Origin of the sequence: Delftia deserti, from assembly GCF_042653485.1 — a bacterium.
GTDB classification, from domain to species: domain Bacteria; phylum Pseudomonadota; class Gammaproteobacteria; order Burkholderiales; family Burkholderiaceae_C; genus Comamonas; species Comamonas acidovorans.
Genome location: NZ_JBHSIH010000001.1, coordinates 4,669,831 through 4,690,255, shown reverse-complemented (window position 1 = coordinate 4,690,255; position 20,425 = coordinate 4,669,831). Strand labels below are relative to the sequence as shown.

Annotated in this window: 18 protein-coding genes; 9 read left to right on the top strand and 9 right to left on the bottom strand. The window is 65.9% G+C overall.

Features of this window, described 5'->3' with window-relative positions; translation table 11 throughout:
• Positions 1-13: 13 nt before the first annotated feature.
• The 4 genes from ACFPFG_RS22380 to ACFPFG_RS22365 are packed head-to-tail and all read right to left on the bottom strand — an operon-like array spanning position 14 to position 3,973.
• The gene (locus ACFPFG_RS22380; RefSeq protein ID WP_380110317.1) at positions 14-613 is read right to left on the bottom strand and encodes a chalcone isomerase family protein; all 600 of its coding nucleotides are present in this window, start codon (positions 611-613) and stop codon (positions 14-16) included.
• Positions 613-1,881, bottom strand: coding sequence for a class I SAM-dependent methyltransferase (locus ACFPFG_RS22375; protein ID WP_380108283.1), 1,269 nt, complete (start codon positions 1,879-1,881; stop codon positions 613-615). The genes ACFPFG_RS22380 and ACFPFG_RS22375 overlap by 1 nt, the downstream gene beginning before the upstream one ends.
• Complete coding sequence (locus ACFPFG_RS22370; RefSeq protein WP_312378028.1) at positions 1,878-2,630, bottom strand: DUF1365 domain-containing protein; 753 nt, start codon at positions 2,628-2,630, stop codon at positions 1,878-1,880. The genes ACFPFG_RS22375 and ACFPFG_RS22370 overlap by 4 nt, the downstream gene beginning before the upstream one ends.
• Positions 2,627-3,973 carry an NAD(P)/FAD-dependent oxidoreductase gene (locus ACFPFG_RS22365; RefSeq protein WP_183021121.1) on the bottom strand — a complete coding sequence of 449 codons (1,347 nt, stop codon included), beginning with the start codon at positions 3,971-3,973 and terminating at the stop codon, positions 2,627-2,629. The genes ACFPFG_RS22370 and ACFPFG_RS22365 overlap by 4 nt, the downstream gene beginning before the upstream one ends.
• Positions 3,974-4,113: 140 nt before the next feature.
• Between ACFPFG_RS22365 and ACFPFG_RS22360 the strand changes: the two genes are divergently transcribed.
• From ACFPFG_RS22360 to ACFPFG_RS22320, 9 genes are all read left to right on the top strand, one after another.
• Positions 4,114-4,752: a TetR/AcrR family transcriptional regulator gene (locus tag ACFPFG_RS22360; RefSeq protein WP_183021122.1), complete on the top strand. Its 639-nt coding sequence runs from the start codon at positions 4,114-4,116 to the stop codon at positions 4,750-4,752.
• Positions 4,753-5,140: 388 nt separating this feature from the next.
• A complete protein-coding gene (locus ACFPFG_RS22355; protein WP_183021123.1) occupies positions 5,141-6,205 on the top strand; it encodes a helix-turn-helix domain-containing protein in 1,065 nt (354 codons plus the stop codon).
• Positions 6,206-6,493: 288 nt separating this feature from the next.
• Positions 6,494-6,973, top strand: a complete 480-nt coding sequence (locus tag ACFPFG_RS22350) for a sigma-70 family RNA polymerase sigma factor (RefSeq protein ID WP_380110315.1) — start codon at positions 6,494-6,496, stop codon at positions 6,971-6,973.
• A gap of 2 nt (positions 6,974-6,975) precedes the next feature.
• Complete coding sequence (locus ACFPFG_RS22345; protein WP_374622810.1) at positions 6,976-7,929, top strand: FecR domain-containing protein; 954 nt, start codon at positions 6,976-6,978, stop codon at positions 7,927-7,929.
• A gap of 96 nt (positions 7,930-8,025) precedes the next feature.
• On the top strand, positions 8,026-10,563 hold the full coding sequence (locus ACFPFG_RS22340; protein WP_380108279.1) for a TonB-dependent receptor: 2,538 nt from the start codon (positions 8,026-8,028) through the stop codon (positions 10,561-10,563).
• Between the two features lie 136 nt (positions 10,564-10,699).
• On the top strand, positions 10,700-11,215 hold the full coding sequence (locus ACFPFG_RS22335) for a sigma-70 family RNA polymerase sigma factor (protein WP_183021126.1): 516 nt from the start codon (positions 10,700-10,702) through the stop codon (positions 11,213-11,215).
• Positions 11,212-12,273: a FecR domain-containing protein gene (locus ACFPFG_RS22330; RefSeq protein WP_183021127.1), complete on the top strand. Its 1,062-nt coding sequence runs from the start codon at positions 11,212-11,214 to the stop codon at positions 12,271-12,273. Before ACFPFG_RS22335 ends, ACFPFG_RS22330 begins: the two co-directional genes overlap by 4 nt.
• Positions 12,274-12,405: 132 nt before the next feature.
• Positions 12,406-14,889 (top strand): TonB-dependent siderophore receptor, encoded by a 2,484-nt coding sequence (locus ACFPFG_RS22325; protein ID WP_380108277.1) that lies wholly within the window; start codon positions 12,406-12,408, stop codon positions 14,887-14,889.
• A 170-nt stretch (positions 14,890-15,059) separates the two neighbouring features.
• Entirely contained in the window at positions 15,060-17,177 is a 2,118-nt protein-coding gene (locus ACFPFG_RS22320) for a TonB-dependent siderophore receptor (RefSeq protein ID WP_380108275.1), read from the top strand.
• A 476-nt stretch (positions 17,178-17,653) separates the two neighbouring features.
• Here ACFPFG_RS22320 and ACFPFG_RS22315 read toward each other — a convergent pair whose 3' ends face one another.
• The 5 genes from ACFPFG_RS22315 to ACFPFG_RS22295 all read right to left on the bottom strand — a co-directional run bounded on the left by ACFPFG_RS22315 (position 17,654) and on the right by ACFPFG_RS22295 (position 20,319).
• Positions 17,654-17,812 carry a hypothetical protein gene (locus ACFPFG_RS22315; RefSeq protein WP_197954845.1) on the bottom strand — a complete coding sequence of 53 codons (159 nt, stop codon included), beginning with the start codon at positions 17,810-17,812 and terminating at the stop codon, positions 17,654-17,656.
• 559 nt (positions 17,813-18,371) lie between these two features.
• Positions 18,372-18,926: a hypothetical protein gene (locus tag ACFPFG_RS22310; RefSeq protein ID WP_052734036.1), complete on the bottom strand. Its 555-nt coding sequence runs from the start codon at positions 18,924-18,926 to the stop codon at positions 18,372-18,374.
• 204 nt (positions 18,927-19,130) lie between these two features.
• Positions 19,131-19,940 (bottom strand): SdiA-regulated domain-containing protein, encoded by an 810-nt coding sequence (locus ACFPFG_RS22305; protein WP_080945295.1) that lies wholly within the window; start codon positions 19,938-19,940, stop codon positions 19,131-19,133.
• Positions 19,859-20,095, bottom strand: coding sequence for a hypothetical protein (locus ACFPFG_RS22300; RefSeq protein ID WP_164846507.1), 237 nt, complete (start codon positions 20,093-20,095; stop codon positions 19,859-19,861). The genes ACFPFG_RS22305 and ACFPFG_RS22300 overlap by 82 nt, the downstream gene beginning before the upstream one ends.
• A complete protein-coding gene (locus ACFPFG_RS22295) occupies positions 20,092-20,319 on the bottom strand; it encodes a hypothetical protein (RefSeq protein WP_128422651.1) in 228 nt (75 codons plus the stop codon). Before ACFPFG_RS22295 ends, ACFPFG_RS22300 begins: the two co-directional genes overlap by 4 nt.
• Between the last annotated feature and the right edge of the window lie 106 nt (positions 20,320-20,425).

Genomic DNA, 20,425 nt, shown 5'->3' with positions numbered 1-20,425 from the left:
GCTCCGCTGGCGCTCAGCCCTGGCCCAGCAGCGAGGTGCGCATGGCAGGCGCCGAGGTCTGCGGCGCCAGCCAGATGCCGAAGAACAGGCGCGCATAGTCGGCGTCGCGCAACTGCGCCGTCTGCCGGCCGTTGTGGAAAAAGCGCACATCGCCCTGGCCGTCGTTCAGGCCCAGCAGCCGGTCCTTGACCACCACATCGGGAAAGGCCTGCTTCATCAGGTCCAGCCATTGGCGGGCCTGCTCTTCGGTGAAGGCGCCGACCCTGCGCATTTCGGCGATGGAGCGTTCGGCAATGGCCGCGCCTTCGAGCTTGCGGTCGTAGACCAGCTCCAGCGCAAACGGGTGGCGGGCGTAGTCCTCGGGCAGCAATCCGGGCGCGGCCCACAGCCGAGCCTCATAGACACGCAGGCCGAAAAAGCGCAGCACGGCCGTGCCCATCAGGCGCGCAGACGGCAGGGCGCTGCGCAGTTCGAACGGAGGTTCGGCAGTCGGGGGCATGGCGTGCAAGGCGTTGGACATGGTGATCAATGAAGGGGCAAGGACGCAGGCGGCGCCCCAGGCCAGGGCCTGGCGGCGGGGTGAGCGGCGTCCGCGGGGTTGCGGGGCCGTCATCATGGCAGGGGCTTGCGCAGCGTGAACTGGACGACATCGGTGTTGCCGGTGTCGAAGGCCGCCTCGCAGTAGGCCAGGTAGAAGGTCCAGATGCGTACGAAGCGTTCGTCAAAGCCCTGGGCACGCACGGCCTCCAGGCGCTCCTCGAAGGACTGGCGCCAGCGCCTGAGCGTCTCCGCATAGTCGCGGCCAAAGGCCATGCGGCCTTCCACCACCAGGCCGGCGCGCCGCGCCTCCTGCTCGAAGGCGGGGATGCTGGGCAGCAGCCCGCCCGGGAAGATGTACTGCTGGATGAAGTCGGTGGAGCGCAGATAGCGGGCGAACAGATCCTCGCGCAGCGTGATGGTCTGTATGCAGGCCAGCCCCCCCGGCTTGAGGCAGTCGCGCAGCGTCTGGAAGTAGCCGCGCCAGTATTCGCGGCCCACGGCCTCGAACATCTCGATGGAGACGATGGCATCGAAGGGCTCGCCCGCATGGCGCGCGGGCAGGTCTCGGTAGTCCTGGTAGCGCAGCTCCACCGCGTCGGCCAGGCCCGCCTGCTGCATGCGCTGCTGCCCCCAGACCAGTTGCTCGCGCGACAGGGTCACGCCCGTGACCCGGGCGCCGAACTCCTGCGCCGCCGCCTCGGCCAGCCCACCCCAGCCGCAGCCGATTTCCAGCAGGCGCTGGCCTGGCTGCAGCCGCACCTCGTCCAGCGTGCGCCTGAGCTTGGCCTGCTGGGCTTGCTGGAGGTCCGCGTTGCGCAGCGCTTGGCCCGTGCGGCCCTGGAACCAGGCCGCGCTGTAGCTCATGCCGGGGTCCAGCCACAGGCGGTAGAAGTCATTGCCCAGGTCGTAGTGGGCATGGATGTTCCTGGCACTGCCGGCCCGCGTATTGCGTTGCAGCAGATGGCGCAGGCGGTAGCCCAGCCGGCCCCACCAGCTGCCATAGACCAGGCTTTGCACATGGTCGCGGTTGACCATGCACAGCCGCAGCAGGGCGGCCAGGTCGGGGCTGTCCCACTCGCCGGCGATATAGCCTTCGGCCAGCCCGATGTCGCCCGATTTGAGCGTGCGCTCCAGCGCCTGCCAGTCGTGCAGCACGCAATGCGCATCGGCGGCACCCGACGGTGGGCGGGGCAGGTGCAGCAGGCGGCCATCGGGCTGCTCCAGGTCCAGCTGCCCGTGGGGCAGGCGTTCGAGCAGGTTCAGCACACGGCGCGCCCGTGCAGGCGTGCGGCGCGGCGCTGCCGCGGAGGGGCTCAGCAGGGGAGCGGCGGTAGTGTTCATCGTGTGACGAAGCGCTTGGGCTCGGAGGGTTTGCCATGGAAAGGCACGCGCTTGGCCCAAAGGCGCAGCGCATGCCAGTGGATGCGGGCGACCACGCCCAGCGTCATCAGGGGAGTGCCGAAGAAGGCGCGGCGCACGGCGGCGCCGTCGAGCGGGTGCAGCACGCCGCCCACGCTGGTCTGCAGCAGCGGGCCGTCCTCGTCGTGCAGGTCCACGCGCGCCAGGGTGCGGTCTTCGCCGCGCTCGAAGCGGAAGCGGTACTCGCCGCGCACCTCGCAGAACGGCGAGACATGGAACTGCTTGCGCGCCACCTGCTCGCGGCCCCAGTCCAGGTCCGGCCCCGCCAGCAGGTAGGCATGGCGCTCGCCAAAGGTGTTGTTGACCTCGGCCAGCACGGCGGCCAGCGAGCCGTCGGCGCGGTGCGCATACCAGAAGCTCACGGGCTTGAACACGTAGCCCAGCACGCGCGGGAAGGTGTGCAGCCAGACCTCGCCATCGGCGTCGGCTATGCCTTCGCTGTGCAGCAACTGCTCGAACCAGGCCAGTGCGTCGCAGCCGCCATCGCCGTGGTCGCTGTCATGAAAGCTCAGCCAGCCCAGCCGGTTGCGCCGCAGCGCGGCGTCCGGCTGCGTGCGCAGGCTGCGCAGCGGCAGCATCAGAAAGTAGCCGGGATAGCGGAAGGCATGCTCGACAGGCCGCAGGCGGCGGTGCCAGACATGGCCGAAGCCGATGAGGGGGCGGGCCGTCATGCGACCCCCTCGAAGGCCGCGCTGGCGGGCAGGACGGGCAAGGCCGGCAGGGCACGCAGCAGGCCATCGGCCGCGTCCAGGCCCGAGCGCAGGCCGTCTTCGTGAAAGCCGTAGCCGCACCATGCGCCGCAGAACCAGGTCCGGCGCTGGCCCTGCACGCCGGCCACGCGACCCTGGGCCTCGATGGCCGCCAGGTCGAACACCGGGTGGCTGTACTCGATGCGCGCATGGACCTGGCCTTCATCGATGGGGCGCACCGGGTTCAGCGAAACCATCACGGGCTGCTGCCACGGCAGGGGCTGCAGGCGGTTGAGCAGGTAGTGCAGGCAGACGCCGGCCTGGTCCCGCCCCGGGTCGGCCGCACGTTCGTAGTTCCAGGCGGCCCAGGCCGCCTGCCTGCGCGGCAGCACGCTGGCATCGGTGTGCAGAACGGCCTGGTTGGGCTGGTAGCGGATGGCGCCCAGCACGCTGCGCTCCTGTGGCGTGGCATCGCTGCCGAGCAGGCGCAGGGCCTGGTCGCTGTGGCAGGCCAGCACCACGGCGTCGAACGGCTCCGTGCCGTTCGCCGTCTGCAGCAGCGCGCCGTGCGCGGCGCGGCGCAGGCCCAGCACGGGCGCATTCAGGCGCGCCTCGTGGCGGCCGTCCTTCAGCAGCGCGGCCACCATGCGCCGCACGTACTGGCGCGAGCCGCCGCGCACCGTGTGCCACTGCGGCCGGTCCGTGACCTGGATCAGGCCGTGGTTGTGGCAAAAGCGGATCAGCGTGGCCACGGGAAAGCGCAGCATCTGGTCGGTGGGGCAGGACCAGATGCAACCCATCATGGGCAGCAGGTAGTCCTGGCGGAAGGCGGCGCCAAAGCCGTGGTCGTCCAGAAAATCGCCGATGGCGCTGCGCAGCCGCGCTTCATCGCCTTCCTGGGCGATGCGCGTGGCCAGGCGGTTGAAGCGCAGGATCTCGGCCAGCATCTTCAGAAAGCGCGGGCGCAGCAGATTGCCCCGCTGCGCGAACACGCCGCCCAGCGAACTGCCGCTCCATTCCAGGCCCGCGCGGCCATCGGCCTGGGGCACCTGCACGGAAAACGACATCTCGGCGGCAGCCGTGGGCACCTGCAGTTGCTCGAACAAACGCGTCAGCAGCGGATAGGTGCGGTGGTTGAAGACCAGAAAGCCGGTGTCCACGCCCTGGCTCACGCCGCCCAGCGTCAGGTCCACCGTGTTGGCGTGCCCCCCGAAATGGCCGCCCGCCTCCAGCAAGGTCACGGCAGGCCCGCCCGGCGCCGCGGCCAGGCGGCTCGCTGCGGCCAGCCCCGCAATCCCCGAACCGATGACAGCAATGCGATGCATGGAGGTGCCCTTCTTGGTTGAACAGCCCGACTAGACCACAAAGACCAAATCTTGAACTGATGAGTTCAAACTATAAACCAAACATACCTGCTTTGCACTATTTGGTATCAGATATGACCTGCGAGGTCTAAAATATCGCTATGACTAGCCGCTCCTCCATCAAAGAACAGATACAGCGCGTGCGCGAGCAGGCCATCGTGGCGGCCGTCAACCGGCTGCTGGCCACCAAGGGCTACGACGCCATGACGGTGGACGAGGTCGCGGCCGAGGCGGGCATGGCCAAGGCCAGCCTGTACAAGCTGTTCACCTCCAAGGAAGAACTGGCGGGCGCCGCCATGGTGGGCGTGCTGGACCGCGCCCTGGCCTTTGTGGACGGCCTGCGCGACACGGCGGCCCAGGCCGCCGAGGCCGGCACGCCGGTGCGCCCGCTGGACCAGCTCAAGGCCGTGACGTGCTGGGCCATGCAGACCCAGCTGGAAGGCGAAATGCCCTCCCTGCCGGCGCAGAACTCCAACCTCAGCGCCTCCCTGCAATCCAACGATGCCTACATGGACCGGCTGATCGCCCTGAGCAACCGCCTGAGCATCTGGATCACCGAGGCCCAGACCAGCGGCCAGCTCCAGCCCACGCTGCCGGCCGAGCTGGTGCTCTACACGCTGTTCGCGCGGGCCTGCGATCCGGTGGTGGCCCTGCTCAAGGAATCGGGCCAGTACACGCACGCGCAAATCATCGACTGGGTCACGGGCACGACCTTCGACGGGCTGGCGGGAGCTGGTTGACACTCCCGGCGGAGCAATCGCTGCGACATGGCCGACCTCGCCCTCGAAACGCCTCCATGTCCCTCTGGGCTCCCCCTTGAGAGCCAGTCATATGGGACGACGGTGGACAGACGGCTGTCGAATGCACTGCTGGAACGCCGCCAATTGGAATTGGCCTGACAGCCCTGCCTTCACCGCCTGGGAGAAGCCACGCCGGCATTCTGGGGCACCTGCCTCCCTGCTTTTGCGCTGCTACACGGCGGCGCACCACGGTGCGCCTGGCTCTTCTCATGCGCAAGCTTCCCAGCCGGGTGCTCTTGTATAGTTGCGGGCTGGCGGCGACAGCAAGACCCGCGCCGTGCGAGATTGTCCTGCCGGGCCTTGTGTTTTCCTGCGCCGAAACTTCGCAATGCAGCCTCCGGCCAACGCCCTGCCCAGTACTACCTTTGACACGTGCCAGACCCTCTCGGCAGACCGCTTCGAGGCCTGGCGCGCCAGCATTTCCGTGCTGTTCGATGTGGCTCCGGTGGAACACCACACAGCCTCTGGCGACAGTTTCCATGCCTCGGTACATGCCACCCATCTGGGCCAGTTGCTGCTGGGCGACCTGCGCTTTGGCGCGCAACGCTTCTCACGCAACAAGGCACGCGCTGCCCGCGACGGTCTGGACCACTATCTGGTTCAGTGGTACCGCAGCGGCAGCTTCGTCGGCCAGCATGATGGCAGCAGCGAGCTACAGGTAAACGCCGGCGATGTGGTCGTCTTCGACATGGCACGCACCCAGCAGACCCTGGTTGAACACTCACATGTGCTCTCGCTGATCGTGCCACGCAGGCTGGGCGATGCAGCCTTCGGCACCCATGGTGCAGACCTGCATGGAACCGTGCTGGCTTCAGGCAGCATCTTCGCAGGACTCCTGGCAGATCATCTGGACGCGCTGCACAGGCGCCTGCCTACCATCGCTCTGTTGCAGGCCGACGATGTGGTGCATGCCACCACCCAGATGCTGGCCGCCTGCCTGCGTCCGAGCCAGCGCACCTTGGCCGAGGCCCGCAACGAAGTGCATGCCGCCACGCTGGAGCGCATCCAGCGCCATATCGCCCAGAACCTGGCCGCACCGCTCACCCCCGAGATACTGTGCGGACGCTTCGGCATTTCGCGCCACCGGCTCTACCACCTCTTCGAGCCACTGGGCGGAGTGATGCGCTACGTGCAGCAGCGCCGCCTGCAGCGGGCCTTCCACACGCTGTCCAACCCGACCTGCAGACGTCTGCGCATTGCGGATGTGGCCACACGCCTGGGCTTTGCCAGCGAAGCGCACTTCAGCCGCGCGTTCCGTGCCGCCTTCGGCCACACGCCCAGCGATGTACGCGCCATGGCTGAAGCGGCTGATGCCGTGCGCATCAATCCCCCACCCGGCACCACGACCGCATCGGCGGAATATGCCGACTGGCTGCTCGGGCTCATGGCCTGAGCGAGGGATGGCCGGCCACGAGAGCGTGCAGGTCCAGCGGGCCCATGGGCGCGGCACATGGTCTCGGCATTTGTCAGGCCATCGGGCTGCGACAGCAGAAATGCCATCCGCGCCCTGGCCGGCAGCCGCTGCAGCATGGCCATGAATCGCAGCACGGATCCTGCAGCCAATGCAAATGAGAATCCATATCAACTGGATAAAATGCCGGGAGTTCTTTGACGCACAAGAGGAAAGGCCCGGCACGTGCATCCATCCACCGACAGTGGCGCCAGCCAGGCTCTGGGCAGCATGTACGCGCAGCACAACCATTGGCTGGTCGCATGGCTGCAGCGCAGGCTGGGCAACCGCTGCGATGCGGCCGACCTGGCCCAGGACACGTTCACGCGCATCTGGGCCAGCGCCAGGACACAGGCCATCGAGGACATCCAGGAGCCCCGCGCCTACCTGACGACGGTGGCCCGGCGGCTGCTGGTCAACCATCTGGAGCGCCGCTCGCTGGAGCAGGCCTACCTGGCATCCCTGTACCTTCTGCCCCCGGCCACCGTGCTGTCCGTGGAGGCGCGGGCCATGCTGCTGGAGACGCTGCAGGAACTCGACGCGCTGCTGGACGCCCTGCCCGCCAAGGTGCGCACGGCCTTTCTCATGTCACAGCTCGAAGGCATGTCCTACGAGGACATTGCCGCCCACATGCAACTGAGCGTGCGCACCGTGACGCGCTACATGGCCCAGGGCTTCCGGCAATGCCTGCTGGCGATGCTGGAGCGCTGAGCATGCAGGCCGCGGACGCACGCATCCTGGACGAGGCCGCCCGCTGGCTGGCCCGCAGGCACGCCTCGGACTTCAGCGCCGCCGAGCAGGCCGAGCTGGCACGCTGGCGCAGCCAGAGCAGCCGGCATGAACACATCTGGCAATGCGCCGAGCAGCTCAAGGGCCACTTGAACACCGTCCCCGCCGCCGTCGGCATGGCCACGCTCAACCGCGCGCGTCCCTCGGCCGCACGGCGCCAGTTGCTGCGCTCGGCGGTGCTGGCCCTGGCCACGCCTGCGCTGGGCTGGCTGGCCTGGCGCCACCTGCCCTGGCAGGACTGGACGGCCGACTACCGCACGGCCAGGGGCGAGCGCCGCGCGGTCACGCTGGCCGACGGCAGCCGCGTGCAGCTGAACACGGCCTCGGCCATCAGCGTGCGCATGGAGGGCACGGCGCGGCGCATCCGCCAGCATGCGGGGGAAATCCTGGTCGAGACCGCGCATGCCCCGCCCTACGCCTCCCAGCCTTTCATGGTGCAGACAGACGACGGCCAGATGCAGGCCCTGGGCACGCGCTTCATCGTGCGCAAGCTGGAGCACGGCACGGCGCTGGCCGTGCTGGAGGGCGCAGTGCGCGTCACGCCGGCAGCATCGGCCACGGCCGTGGTGGTGCATGCGGGCGAGCAACTGCATTTCGATGGCCATGGCGCCAGCGCCACCCGCCCGGTGGCGGCGCGGGACTCGGCCTGGACGCTGGGCGTGCTCTATGCCGAGAACCTGCGGCTGCAGGACTTCCTGGCCGAGCTGTCGCGCTACCGCGAAGGCATTCTGCGGTGCGACGACGATGTCGCCGACCTGCGCGTCTCCGGCACGTACCAGTTGCAAGACACCGACCGCATCCTGGCCCTGCTGGCCCAGACCCTGCCGGTGCGCGTGCACGAGCGCAGCCGGTACTGGGTGACGGTGGCGCGGCGCTGATTTGGATTTTTTCTGCCAGGGCTGTCCGGTTTTTCACTCTCGCCTGTCAAGGGGTGTGAAAAGCACTTTCATCGACCGCCCAGAGGACAGAACACCATGCATTCCCCTTCTTCCACCGTCGGACCACGCGACAGCCTGCGCGCCACCGCCTTGGCGGCCCTGGCCGTCAGCACCTCGCTGCTGCTGCACGCGCTGCCAGTCCAGGCGGCCGAGCCGACCGCCAGCGCCGCTGCCCGGAGCTACCAGATCCAGCCGGGTCCGCTGGGCCCGGCGCTGATGGCCTTTGCCGCACAGGCAGGCGTGAACCTGGGCATGGACCTGCAGCAGCTCGGCGGCATGGAGACACGCGGCCTGTCCGGCACGTTCTCCGTGGAGGACGGCTTTGCGCAGCTGCTGAACACTTCTGGCTGGACAGCGCGCCGCGTGGGTGCGGGCAACTACGCGCTGGAGAAGCTGCCTGCGGCGGCCCTCCAGGCGCCGTCCGCTGCAGCGGCCGTGCCCGCAGCACCGGCCGCAGCCCCGGCCGCTGCCCAAGCCGCAGCAGAGGCCACGGAACTTGCCGCCATCACGGTGACCGCGCGCACGCAGAACAACCTGGTCGCGCCCTCGCGGCAAGTGACGATTCTGGAAGGCCAGGAGGTGGAGCAGTTGCGCCAGGGCTCGGACAGCCTGGCCACCATGCTCAGCAAGGTGGTGCCTGGCATGGCGGACTCCAGCCACACCATCACCGACTACGGCCAGACGCTGCGAGGCCGCAACATGCTGGTCCTGGTGGACGGCGTTCCGCTGAACACCAACCGCGACTCGTCCAGGAACCTGGCCAACATCAACCCGGCCGACATCGAGCAGATCGAGGTGCTGCGCGGCAGCAGCGCCATCTACGGCAGCGGTGCGGCGGGCGGCATTGTCTCCATCCGCACCAAGCGGCCCTCGGGCGAGACGCGGGCCGAGACCATCGTCACCGGCTCGGCTCCCCTGTCCCGCCTGCGCGGCGCGGGGCTGGGTGGGGAGGTGCAGCACTACCTGTCCGGCGGCGGCGAAGTGGTCGACTACTCGGTGAGCCTGGGCGCAAAGCACATGGGCGGCGCCTTCGACGCCAAGGGCAACCGCATTGCGCCCGAGCCCAGCCAGGGCGACCTGTTCGACTCCAGCATCTACAACGCGTCGGCCAAGATCGGCTTCAAGCTCGACGCCGACCAGCGCCTGCAATTGACCGCCAGCCACTACAGCGCGGCCCAGGATACGGACTACGCCTCCGACCCGTCGGTGGCGCGGCTGCCGGCCGGAACGGCGGCGGCCCGCCCCATCAAGGGCCTGGTGCTGGCCGACCAGAACCAGATCAGGAACACCCTGCTGGGACTGGACTACGAGAACCGCAACTTCGCGGGAAGCACGCTGGCCGCCCAGCTCTACTACCGTGACTTCTTCACCCGGTTTGCGCCCTTCGACGCCCGCGCCGTGCCGGTGCGGGGCGCCAATGTCGATCAGTCCATGCAGAACTCCGAGGTCTTTGGCGGGCGCCTGACGCTGAAGACGCCGCTGGGCACCAGCAAGAAAAGCCTGCTGATCTGGGGTGCGGACTTCCACCAGGAGCGCACCGACATGCCCATCGACATCTTCGACCCCAGGGCCTATGACGCCAGCGGCGGCCTGATCTTCAACAAGACCGGCCGCCTGATCTACATGCCCCCGGTCACCACGCGCAGCATCGGCGCCTTCGCCCAGCTGCAGCACCAGTTCAGCGACCAATGGTCGGCCGAAGGCGGGCTGCGCTACGACCGCGCCCAGGCCAGCTTCAACGACTTCACGCCGCTGTCGCAATCGCGGGTGCCCAACCCCCAGTCCGTGAATGGCGGCACCGTCCAGTACAACGCCTGGACCTACAACCTGGGCACGGTCTTCACGCCGGTGAAGGGCCAGGAGTTCTATGCCTCGTACAGCCAGGGCTTCGAGCTGCCGGACATCGGCGTGGTGGTGCGCAATGCCACGCCAGCCTTCAACCTGGGCAACTCCAACCTGCAGGCGGTCAAGACCAACACCTATGAAATGGGCTGGCGCGGCAAGTTCTCCAACGTGATGGCCAATCTCAGCGTCTTCCAGTCGCGCTCCGACCTGGGCGCCGTGCAAAGCTTCAACAACGGCCTGTCCCTGTTGCGCACCCGCGAGAAGATCCACGGCATCGAAGGCGGCCTGGACTACTTCAGCGATGACGACCACTGGAGCGCGGGCGGCAGCTTCACCTGGATGAAGGGCCGCGAGCTGCCGCAGGCCGCCAGCGGCTACCAGGACATGACGGGCTTTCGCATCCCGCCGCTCAAGCTGACGGCCTATGTGGAGTACCGGCCCGATGCCCGCTGGAGCCACCGCCTGCAGGCAACCTCGTATGCTGCCAAGGACTACCGCCTGGACGGCAAGACCGGCTTTGGCCGCTATGACACGCGGGGCTACACCACGGTGGACCTGATCAGCCAGTGGAAGATCGACCCCAAGAACCGCGTGTCCCTGGGCGTGGAAAACCTGTTCAACCGCCAGTACTTCCCGCTCTACAGCCAGCTGCTGCGCAGCAACAACAACACCAGCCGCCTGCCAGCGGCCGGCACGGTGCTGAAGATCAGCTACGCGCACACCTGGTGACCCGCGGGCAGGCACCGATCGCCGGGGCCTGCCAATACCCACCCGTGCAGCCCGGACGACCCCTGGATAAAATGAGAACCAATCGCATTAAGTCATTGATATCAGGGGATTCATCTTTGCGGTTGTGGGGGTCAGCATGTCATCCGGCGAATTCGCGCTGCACAACGAGGTCCAGTCGCTCTATCGTGACCATCACCGATGGCTGCGCGATTGGCTGCGCGGAAAACTGGGCTGTTCCCACCATGCCGCCGACCTGGCCCACGACACCTTCGTGCGCCTGCTCGGCCGCAAGGAGCGGGCGGAACCGGTGGACCCCCGCGCCTACCTGACCACCATCGCCCACGGCCTGGTGGTGGACTTTCACCGACGCCGGGCGCTGGAGCGGGCCTACCTGGAGTCGCTGGCGGCCCTGCCCGAGCCGCAGGCGCCCTCGCCCGAGGCGCGGGCCATCGTGCTGGAGGCCCTGGTGGCCATCGACGCCATGCTCGACGGCATGAAGCCCGCCGTGCGCCAGGCCTTCATCCTCTCGCAGCTCGAAGGCCTGACCTATGCGCAGATCGCCGCCCGGCTGCAGGTGACGGTACGCACCGTCAACAACTACATGCTCAAGGCGCTGGAGCACTGCTACCTCATCGTGGCAGACGGCGCATGACGGCCTTGCCCTCGAACAGCGACAGCGCCCTGGACGCGGCTGCACATTCGCCCACCCACACCACCACCCCAGCCCAGGCACAGGCTCGCATCCGCCAGGAAGCGATCGCCTGGTACGCGCGCCTGTGCTCCGGCGATGCCACCGACGCCGACCGTGCCGCCTGGCAGCGCTGGCATGAGGCCCACCCCGAGCACCAGCGCGCATGGCGGCATTTCGACGCCCTGCAGTCCATGCTGCAGCGCGTGCCGGGCCACCTGGCCGCCTCCACGCTGCAGGCCAGCCGGCGCAGCCGCCGCCGGGTGCTGCGCGGCATCGGCGCACTGGTGGGCAGCGGGGCCGTGGCAGGCCTGTCATGGCAGCTGGCCGGCGGGCAGGGCGGGGTGCGCTCCTGGCTGGCCGACTACCGCACCGGCACGGGCGAGCGGCGCACCATCACGCTGGCCGACGGTTCCGAGCTGACGCTGAACACCCGGACCTCGGTGGACGTGTCCATGGAACCCGTGCGCCGGCTGCTGGTGCTGCGCGAGGGCGAGATCCTGGTGCAGACCGCCCATTCCCTCGCCGGGCCCGGCGCGGGCGCCAAGGATGGCCGCCCGTTCATGGTGCACACGCCGCAGGGCCGCATCCTGGCGCTGGGCACGCGCTTCACCGTGCGCAGCAAGGGCGGCGAGGGCGGTGACACCGTGGTGAGCGTGCTGCAGGACGCCGTGGAAATCCAGCCCCTGCAGGACGCCAGCCGCAGCCTGCGGCTGCAGGCCGGCCAGCAGGCCAGCTTCAGCCGCAACGGCATGCTGCCCGCCCAGGCCGCCGACCCGGCCCTGGTCAGCTGGGTGGGCGGCAGCCTCATCGTGGACGGCTGGCGGCTGGACGACGTGGTGCGCGAACTCGCACGCTACCGGCCCGGCCGCCTGGCCTGCGACCCGGCCGTGGCCGACCTGCGCGTGTCCGGCGTGTTTCCCCTGGCCGACACGGACAAGGCGCTGGCCGTCATCACCCGCGCCTTCCCGGTGCGCGCGGCCGGCCTGTCGCGCTACTGGCTGACCCTGGTGCCCGTCTAGGGCCAGCCCAGGGTCAGCCATTTCCCCATGCCGCACAAAAAACTTCGCGGCCAATTTTCATCTTTTGCGATCTCGTTCGGCTCCCTTCATGAAAGCCCTTGTCTCACCGCTGTTCATGGCCAGGAAACCCGAATGCAAACGCCCTTCACACCGACACCCGCCCGCGCGGCGCTGACCTGCCTGCTGGCTGCGGCGGTGGCATGTGCGGCCCCCGGCCATGCGGCCGAGCCCCTGGCGCAGACCCGCCAGGCCGCCAGGGCCCATGAGATCGGGGCCGGCCCGCTGGCCTCGGTGCTGGGCCAGTTTGCGGCGGCCGCAGGCGTGGCCCTGTCCTATGACCCGGCCAGCACGCGCCAGCGGCAGTCGGGCGGCCTGCGCGGCAGCTATACCGTGGGCGCGGGCTTTGCGGCCATCCTGGCGGGCTCCGGGCTGGAGGCGGTGGAAGGCGGCGCGGGTGAATTCATCGTGCGCAAGGCGGCCATGCCCGCAACGGCCGGCGCTGCAGCGGCCGACGCCACCGAGCTGCCCGCCGTGCGCGTCGTGGCCCGGGCGGCCCCTGCCCCGGTCGATGCCGACGAGCGCTACCAGCCCACGCCCGATGCCTCCAGCCTGCGCACCACGGCGCCCATGCTGGAGATCCCGCAGGTGGTCAACGTGGTGCCGGCCCAGGTGATCCGCGACCAGCGCCCGCGCAACCTGGACGAGGCGCTGGCCAATGTCAGCGGCGTCACCCAGGGCAACACCCTGGCCAGCACGCAGGACACCATCATGAAGCGCGGCTTCGGCACCAACCGCGACGGCTCCGTCATGCACAACGGCATGCCCCTGGTGCAGGGGCGCGGCATGAACGCCGCCGCCGAGAGCGTGGAAGTGATCAAGGGCCCGTCCTCGCTGCTGTACGGCCTCATGGACCCGGGCGGCGTGATCAACGTGGTCAGCAAGAAGCCGCAGCTGCGCCAGCGCACGGCGCTGTCGCTGCAGGGCTCGGGCCATGCGGGCGGGCGCAACGGCACGGGTGTCACGCTGGACACCACCGGCCCCATCGGTGAGAACGGTCTGGCCTACCGCCTGGTCGTCGACCATGTGGACGAGGACTACTGGCGCAACTTCGGCCAGCACCGCGAGACGCTGGTGGCGCCGTCGCTGGCCTGGTATGGCGACGACACGCAGGCCGTGCTCTGGTACGAATACCGCAAGTACCTGACGCCCTTCGATCGCGGCACGGCGCTGGACCCGGTCACCCGGCGCCCGCTGGACCTTCCGGCCACGCGCCGCCTGGACGAGCCCTTCAACCAGATGACGGGCGAGACCCACCTGGCCCAGCTCTCCGTGGACCACCGCCTGGGCAGCGGCTGGGCCGCCCACCTGAACCTGAGCTACAACCGCGAGATCTACGACGCCAACCAGCTGCGCGTGAACGGCGTGAACACCGTGCGCGGCACCCTGCAGCGCAGCAACGACGCCACGCACGGCGCACTCAGCACCGACAGCTATGGCTCGGCCTATGTGGACGGCAGCGTGCAGCTGGCCGGCCTGCGCCATGACCTGCAGTTCGGCGCCGATGCCGAGTACCGGCTGATCTACCGCTCCGACCTGCTGCGCCAGGCCGTCACCTCCACCTTCAGCTACACCAACCCCGTCTATGGGCTGGAGCAGCCCTCGGCCACCGTCTCGGCCAGCGACAGCGACCAGAGGGACCAGCTGCACAACCAGTCGCTGTTCCTGCAGGACGCCATCCACCTGGGCGAGCGCTGGGTGCTGACCACCGGCCTGCGCTACCAGACTTGGCGCCAGACCGCCGGCCGGGGCCGCCCGTTCAAGGCCAACACCCAGGCCGACGGCACGGCCTGGCTGCCGCGCGCCGGCCTGGTCTACCAACTGGCCAACGGCCTGTCGCTCTACGGCAATTACTCGCAGTCGCTCAGGCCCGCCTCCACCATCGCGCCGCTGGCCAGCGGCACCGTGATCGACTCGGGCGTGGCGCCCGAGGAGGCCCGGTCCTGGGAAGCCGGCGCCAAGCTGGACCTGCCAGGGCAGCTCACCGGCACGCTGGCGCTGTTCGACATCCGCAAGAAGAACGTGCTGGTCTCGCAGTTCAACGACGCCACCAAGCTGACCGACTGGCGCACCTCGGGCGCGGCGCGATCGCGCGGGCTGGAGGTGGATGTGGCCGGCGAGCTGGGCCGCCACTGGAGCGCCATCGCGGCCTTTGCCTATGTGGATGCCAAGACCACGCAGGACCCGCTCTACCAGGGCAACCAGCTGTGGAACGTGGCGCGGCAGACGGCCTCGCTGTCGGCCGTGTACGACTTCGGCCAGGTCCTGGGCGGTGTGCTGGGCAATGTGCTGGGCGAGGGCCGGCTGCGCGTGGGCGGCGGCCTGCAGTACGTGGGCAGGCGGCCCGGCGACTCGGCCAACTCCTTCTGGCTGCCGGGCTATACCGTGGCCCATGCCTTTGCCACGTATGACACGCGAATCAACGGCTACAGGACGCGCTTTCAGCTCAACGTGAAGAACCTGCTCGACCGCACCTACTACCCGTCGAGCGCCAACACCTACTTCATCTCGATGGGCGACGCGCGCCAGGTGCTGCTGCGCGCCACGGTCGAGTTCTGAGCGGGCGCCAGCCCCGCCCCTGGTCTTTCCTTTTTCTGTGTCTGTCCCGGCCCGCAGCCGCATGCGATGCCGCGCACCACGCATCACCTCCATGAACTTATCTCCGCCGCTTATCGCCTCGCCGAACGCCCCGCCAAACGCTTTTTTCCTCTATTGACTGGCCATTGCGCATGCCTTCCTCCTTCCACACCCTCCCCCCCATTGCCGGCATGCCCCGTTCCTGCCTGTGCCTTGCCCTGGCCGCCATCCCCGTGATGGCCTTCTCCCAGGCCGCCGACGCACCGTCCACGCAACTGGAAACCGTGCAGATCCAGGCAGAGAAGCAGCAGAACAACGAAGACAACTTCGTCGCCCGCAAAACCACGGGCGTGCTGCGTTCCGATGCGCCGCTGTTCGAGACCGCGCAGTCCATCAGCGTGGTCACCCAGCGGCAGATCGAGGAAAAACAGGTCAGGTCCGTGGCCGAGGCGCTGGAGAGCGTGGCCGGCGTGGCGTCCGGCTCGTACGGCCGGCGCGGCTGGGATGACTTCATCATCCGCGGCCAGATCTCCAGCGCGCAAACCTATGTGGACGGCCTGCGGGCGCAGACCTCCACCAACGTGCTGCGCTCCGAGGACATCTTCGGCATCGGCTCCATCGAAGTGGTCAAGGGCCCCACCTCGGTGGGCTTCGGCCTGGCCCTGCCGGGCGGCCTGGTCAACCTGACCACCAAGCGCCCGCAGGCCGAGTCGTTCTCGCGCGCCGGCATCAGCGTGGGCAGCCATGGATTGAAGGAGGCGAACTTCGACCTGAACTACTCGCCCGACGGAAGCCGCAAGGGCGCCTTTCGCATCGTGGGCCGCGCATCCGACCAGAACGATCCCACGGACTACGTCTACTTCAAGAACCAGTACCTGGCGGGCTCGTACAACTTCGACCTGGATGGCAGGAACGAACTGTCCGTCATCGCCAGCTACCAGCACCGCAACTACATCCGCAACCAGGGCATTCCGCAGAACTACGAAAAGTACGGGCGCAATGTCTTCATAGGCGAGCCCGACCGCAGCTACGAGGTGGACTCCTACCGCCTGGGCGCCAACTACGCGCACTACTTCGACAACGAATGGGTGTTCCGCCAGAACTTCGCGCTCACCAAGGGCAGCAGCCTGAGCAACTCGGTCTTTGCGGCGGCCAATGCCAGGTTCCCCCTGGTCGCGCGCCAGATCAACTACCAGGACAAGCAGGACGTCAACATCGCCCTGGACAACTACCTGCAGCGCAACTTCAAGTTTGATCGCGTGGACTACGAGCTGACCGCCGGCATCGACATGATGCGAGAGCGCAGCGACTACTACCAGCGCGTGGACAACATCAACCCCTTCAACGCCGACAACCCGGTCTATGGCGTCACCTCCATCCGGCCAGGCAAGCCCTCGCACAACCTGACCTACAGCCAGTACGCGGGCCTGTACCTGCGCAACACCATCAAGATCGACGAGAAATGGATCGTCGGCCTGAATGGCCGCCATGACTGGACGCGCGTGGAAATCCAGGACAGGCTGGCCGGCGGCTCCGTCAGCAACAGCAACACCGCCTTCACGGGCAGCGCCTCGCTGATGTACCAGGCCAGCGAGTTCCTGGCACCCTACGTCAGCTACTCCACCTCCTTCATGCCCGTGACGGATGCCGGCATCAACGGCACGCTGCTCAATCCCGAAGAGGGCAAGCAGACCGAACTGGGCGTGAAATTCCAGGCCCTGGACCGGCGCGTGCAAGGCTATCTGGCGGTGTATGACCTGCGGCGCAAGAACGTCACCGAGAACGACGCCACCCTGGGCTACGCCGTCCAGACCGGCGAGCAGACCACCAAGGGCTTCGAAGCGGAAGTCGCCGCCTCGCTGACGCGGCAATGGAATGTCTCGGCCGCCTACAGCTACATTCCCTCGGCCCGGACCTCCCAAAGCCTGACGGCCAGCGAAATCGGCAAGCGCACCAACCATGTGCCCAAGAACGCGGGCTCCGTCTTCACGCAGTACTACTTCAACCCCGACCGCCTGGGCTGGAACATGGGCGCAGGCCTGCGCATGCAGGGCGCCCGCACGGCGCAGCGCGGCACGGCCTTCGTCAACCTTGCCAGGTACACCCTGCTCGACCTGAACCTGGGGTATGAAGCGAAGTCATGGGGCCTGAGCCTGGCCATCAAGAACCTGCTGGACAAGGACTACGTCCAGGGCACCACGCCGAACGCGCAGCTGATCAGCTTCGGCAGCCCGCGCACGCTGATGGTGAGTGCCAGGTTCAAGTACTGAGGCTGGCTGGCTCCTTCAAGCATGCGAGCCTTTCAGCAAAGGTGCGCAACCCGGCCTGGCGGAACTGGTAGCTGGGCGTCCTCAGGTGCGAACGCTGGCTCAGCACCGGTTGGCCGCCCTCCGGCGTGAGTTGCCGGCGACAACGTGGCCGCTCCAAGGGTGCCACGGCCTGAGCCGGTGGCCCTGCGGCGATCCCGGCCAGAGGTAGGCCCTCGACACGGAAAAGCCGCCCGAAGGCGGCCGGTTCCAGGGAGCATTGCACCAGCGCTGGCTGCGATCAATCAGCGTTGCTGTGGCTGGCGCAAAGGCTGCCCTTGTTGGCGGACGTTCGCCTTGCACTGCATCTGGCTGTAGTTCCTGTCCGTGATGGGTTGCCCCATCTGCATGGGAACATGGACCGGATGCTGCGGGCCTCTCGTGGGAAGAAGCTGTTTCATGGTTCCATCCTCACGTCAAACGGAACGCCGCCCAGCCCGTCAGCGGGACTGATTGGGCTGCTGCTGGCCTGGCTGGTTCTGGCCAGGTTGCTTGTGCTGGGGGTTGTCCTGCTGCTGCTGTCCCGGGTTTTTCTGGTTCGGGTTCTGCTGCTGCGGGTTGTTTTGCTGCTGCTGTTGCTGGTCGTTTTGCTGAGCCATGGGTATCTCCTTCACATGGTGGTCAAAGAGGCGCGTCAAACGAAGCGCCCGACTGCAGCGCAGATATGCACTGCGCTGGTAACCAGTGTGGGACCAGACATGCGGCTCAGCCGTAGGACCGGCCAGAGCGTGCGCAGCCCCATGTTGCGATACCGCAGGTAGGCCGGCCGCCGGGTGTCCGACGGACATTTCGCACAGGGGCAACGAAGGAACAGGGCAGGTCACGACCTGCGCCCTTATTCTTGATAAATAAAGTTAGAAACTGAGATCCAGCATTCATGCGGCCTTCGCGCGTCCGCGACGGCCGGCGGGCCTAACTAATGTCGGAAACTCAGACAGACATCCGCCATTCACAGCCCCACATGCTGTCCCGAGAGAAAATCGCACAGAGGATGGATGGCACAACTTCATGCCGAGTTTAAGAAACGCAACCATCGGCGAAGCTCCCCGCCACGGCCACCTGACCAGCGTTAGACATGAGGCATTCCAGTTTTGCAGTCGCCTGCGGCTAGGAGTCTGCGGCAAACCTGCCTCAACCGGCTCGAGCTCGTTTCGCCTGCTACGGCATCTGTGTTGCCAGTAACGGGCTACCGATGGCCAAGCAGGTTGCGAGAGAGGGGTGATCGACCGTGGGCGAGTCTTTCGGTAGAACGCATGCGACACACCGGCCATGAATGGAAAAATCAACCCGATGTCCGACATGACCCAGTTTCGACAGCGCGTACAGAATCTGATCAGCGGCTTCCTTGGTGCCTTCGCTAGCCTCCGGCAAGTTGAAGTGCCGACGGCATGCATCGCACTCGAAACGTAGCAAAGACATGCCCGGCTGGGCAGACCGTAGGCTGAAACGCCATGTCCGATCCACATCGTCACTGCGCTTTTCCAGCACCTCGGCTGCAACCAGGCGCTCCAGCCACCGGTATAACGTCACCCGATTGACGCACACGCCGCGCTGCGCCAACGCTTGCTCGAACTCTGTGTGCGTCAGCGCTAGCTCAGGCTGTTCCAACAAGAGCGCCAGCATAGCAGCGGCGGACGGTTTGTACCGCACTCCCGCTCGCGCCAGAAGATCATTCGCGGGAGTGACGATGCGTTTCGATCGTTTGGCCATCATAAAGATTTTAATAGGGCGACTAATCGCAAGAGCACTGTTGATCCATAAACGTCTGATTAAAATTCGATATCCAGAGATCTCATACGCCCCATCAAATAATTTCCTCAATCATTAAATTGCATTGGATATCAATATTTATCTTCAATGACTCCACCTTAATGAAAGATAGCCTGGGCAATCAAGAATTGAGTTCTGTCATTTCCCCTAGACCTTTAAGGCACTTGTCATGCCTTGACGCATACCGCAGGAAGGCGCATTCTTTTTTTCATATCTATAGAAAAAATTAGGCTCCGAGACTATAAAAATCTCGCCACCAGGTGCCAAAGCAAGGCCCTCAGCCTGTGGAATTGTGCGCTTCAGGCCGTTGAATCCAGTCCACAGCGGTAAAATACCCAAAGGCCGTCCCTCAGGGCTGTACTCGGTCAGCATTGACGATTCATCACTCAACAGAAAATAATTCCCTGAAACCCTGTCTTTTTCAATTGAAGCGAGATCACTAATGAACAGGCCTGACCAACCGGATGCCTGCCATTCATGTATCTCACCTGTAGGCGGAGAAGAAAACCTTTCTTGATCGATCATCTGAATACGGATCGGCCACTTTTCAAACCCTACCAAGACATGCCTGTCTTCTCTGTCCCAGGCCAGTGCCTCTACCCCCAAATTGGGATGAATTCGACCGGCGGAAAGTACCAAGCCGTTGCCTGCGTCCACGCCATCTTTTTTGTCTTCAGGTATCTCTATATAGTGCAGCACTCCCGTGCGCTCGTCGGATATTAAATATAATTCATCACTTATATAAGCAATTCCTTCTACGTCAGAGACACCATGAATAGGCATGCTACGCAACACTTCTCCATCGGTGCTAAGTTCAATCACGCGAGCAGGCGTATTCACAGTGGCGTACAACGTTCCACTGGCTGTGTTGTAGGTCAATCCAGATAGATTTCTTGACACTCCCTCAATTCTTTTCGCTTGCACAGCGGCCTGATAGCCTGATAGCCTGATAGCCATAGGGACACACGGCAGGCTTCCGGGGTCAACCAGGCTATCTGAAACCAGTTATAGGCGAGCGATGGAAGGCGAAAATAGAACATCGACGCCACCATGAATACCAGCATCGATGCATTCAGGCATTTCTTCCATTTTTGACGAGCATACTTGCTCACGACTGAATCCATTCCGAACTAAGACGTGCTGGTGCAAGATAGTATCTTTTAAAAATCTCTGTCGCAGTGAGGGCAACCATCGCCAGGGAAAACAAGCAATGAATAGCAATGGTTGCACCGCAGATGCTGACCACATTTTCCACAAGCCAATTTTCTATAGGAATTGGGATGCTTGCATTTTGGACAGGCGTAGCCAACTTCACCATAGTAGTCTGACGATTCATTTCTCAAGATCTTTAAACCCCTTATTTTTTCAAAGAAAACTACAGAGGTTTTTACCCTTTTGACTGCTTTAGAAATTACTGCTCTTAGCATAACAACTCCAGAATT

What these genes read in the sequence shown, in the direction of transcription:
- ACFPFG_RS22315 (WP_197954845.1), bottom strand. Translation starts at nt 17,812, where the DNA reads ATGGCTCAGCAAAACGACCAGCAACAGCAGCAGCAAAACAACCCGCAG.
- ACFPFG_RS22355 (WP_183021123.1), top strand. Translation starts at nt 5,141, where the DNA reads ATGCAGCCTCCGGCCAACGCCCTGCCCAGTACTACCTTTGACACGTGC.
- ACFPFG_RS22375 (WP_380108283.1), bottom strand. Translation starts at nt 1,881, where the DNA reads ATGAACACTACCGCCGCTCCCCTGCTGAGCCCCTCCGCGGCAGCGCCG.
- ACFPFG_RS22370 (WP_312378028.1), bottom strand. Translation starts at nt 2,630, where the DNA reads ATGACGGCCCGCCCCCTCATCGGCTTCGGCCATGTCTGGCACCGCCGC.
- ACFPFG_RS22380 (WP_380110317.1), bottom strand. Translation starts at nt 613, where the DNA reads ATGACGGCCCCGCAACCCCGCGGACGCCGCTCACCCCGCCGCCAGGCC.
- ACFPFG_RS22335 (WP_183021126.1), top strand. Translation starts at nt 10,700, where the DNA reads ATGTCATCCGGCGAATTCGCGCTGCACAACGAGGTCCAGTCGCTCTAT.
- ACFPFG_RS22360 (WP_183021122.1), top strand. Translation starts at nt 4,114, where the DNA reads ATGACTAGCCGCTCCTCCATCAAAGAACAGATACAGCGCGTGCGCGAG.
- ACFPFG_RS22305 (WP_080945295.1), bottom strand. Translation starts at nt 19,940, where the DNA reads ATGGCTATCAGGCTATCAGGCTATCAGGCCGCTGTGCAAGCGAAAAGA.
- ACFPFG_RS22330 (WP_183021127.1), top strand. Translation starts at nt 11,212, where the DNA reads ATGACGGCCTTGCCCTCGAACAGCGACAGCGCCCTGGACGCGGCTGCA.
- ACFPFG_RS22320 (WP_380108275.1), top strand. Translation starts at nt 15,060, where the DNA reads ATGCCTTCCTCCTTCCACACCCTCCCCCCCATTGCCGGCATGCCCCGT.
- ACFPFG_RS22295 (WP_128422651.1), bottom strand. Translation starts at nt 20,319, where the DNA reads ATGAATCGTCAGACTACTATGGTGAAGTTGGCTACGCCTGTCCAAAAT.
- ACFPFG_RS22365 (WP_183021121.1), bottom strand. Translation starts at nt 3,973, where the DNA reads ATGCATCGCATTGCTGTCATCGGTTCGGGGATTGCGGGGCTGGCCGCA.
- ACFPFG_RS22350 (WP_380110315.1), top strand. Translation starts at nt 6,494, where the DNA reads ATGTACGCGCAGCACAACCATTGGCTGGTCGCATGGCTGCAGCGCAGG.
- ACFPFG_RS22340 (WP_380108279.1), top strand. Translation starts at nt 8,026, where the DNA reads ATGCATTCCCCTTCTTCCACCGTCGGACCACGCGACAGCCTGCGCGCC.
- ACFPFG_RS22325 (WP_380108277.1), top strand. Translation starts at nt 12,406, where the DNA reads ATGCAAACGCCCTTCACACCGACACCCGCCCGCGCGGCGCTGACCTGC.
- ACFPFG_RS22345 (WP_374622810.1), top strand. Translation starts at nt 6,976, where the DNA reads ATGCAGGCCGCGGACGCACGCATCCTGGACGAGGCCGCCCGCTGGCTG.
- ACFPFG_RS22310 (WP_052734036.1), bottom strand. Translation starts at nt 18,926, where the DNA reads ATGATGGCCAAACGATCGAAACGCATCGTCACTCCCGCGAATGATCTT.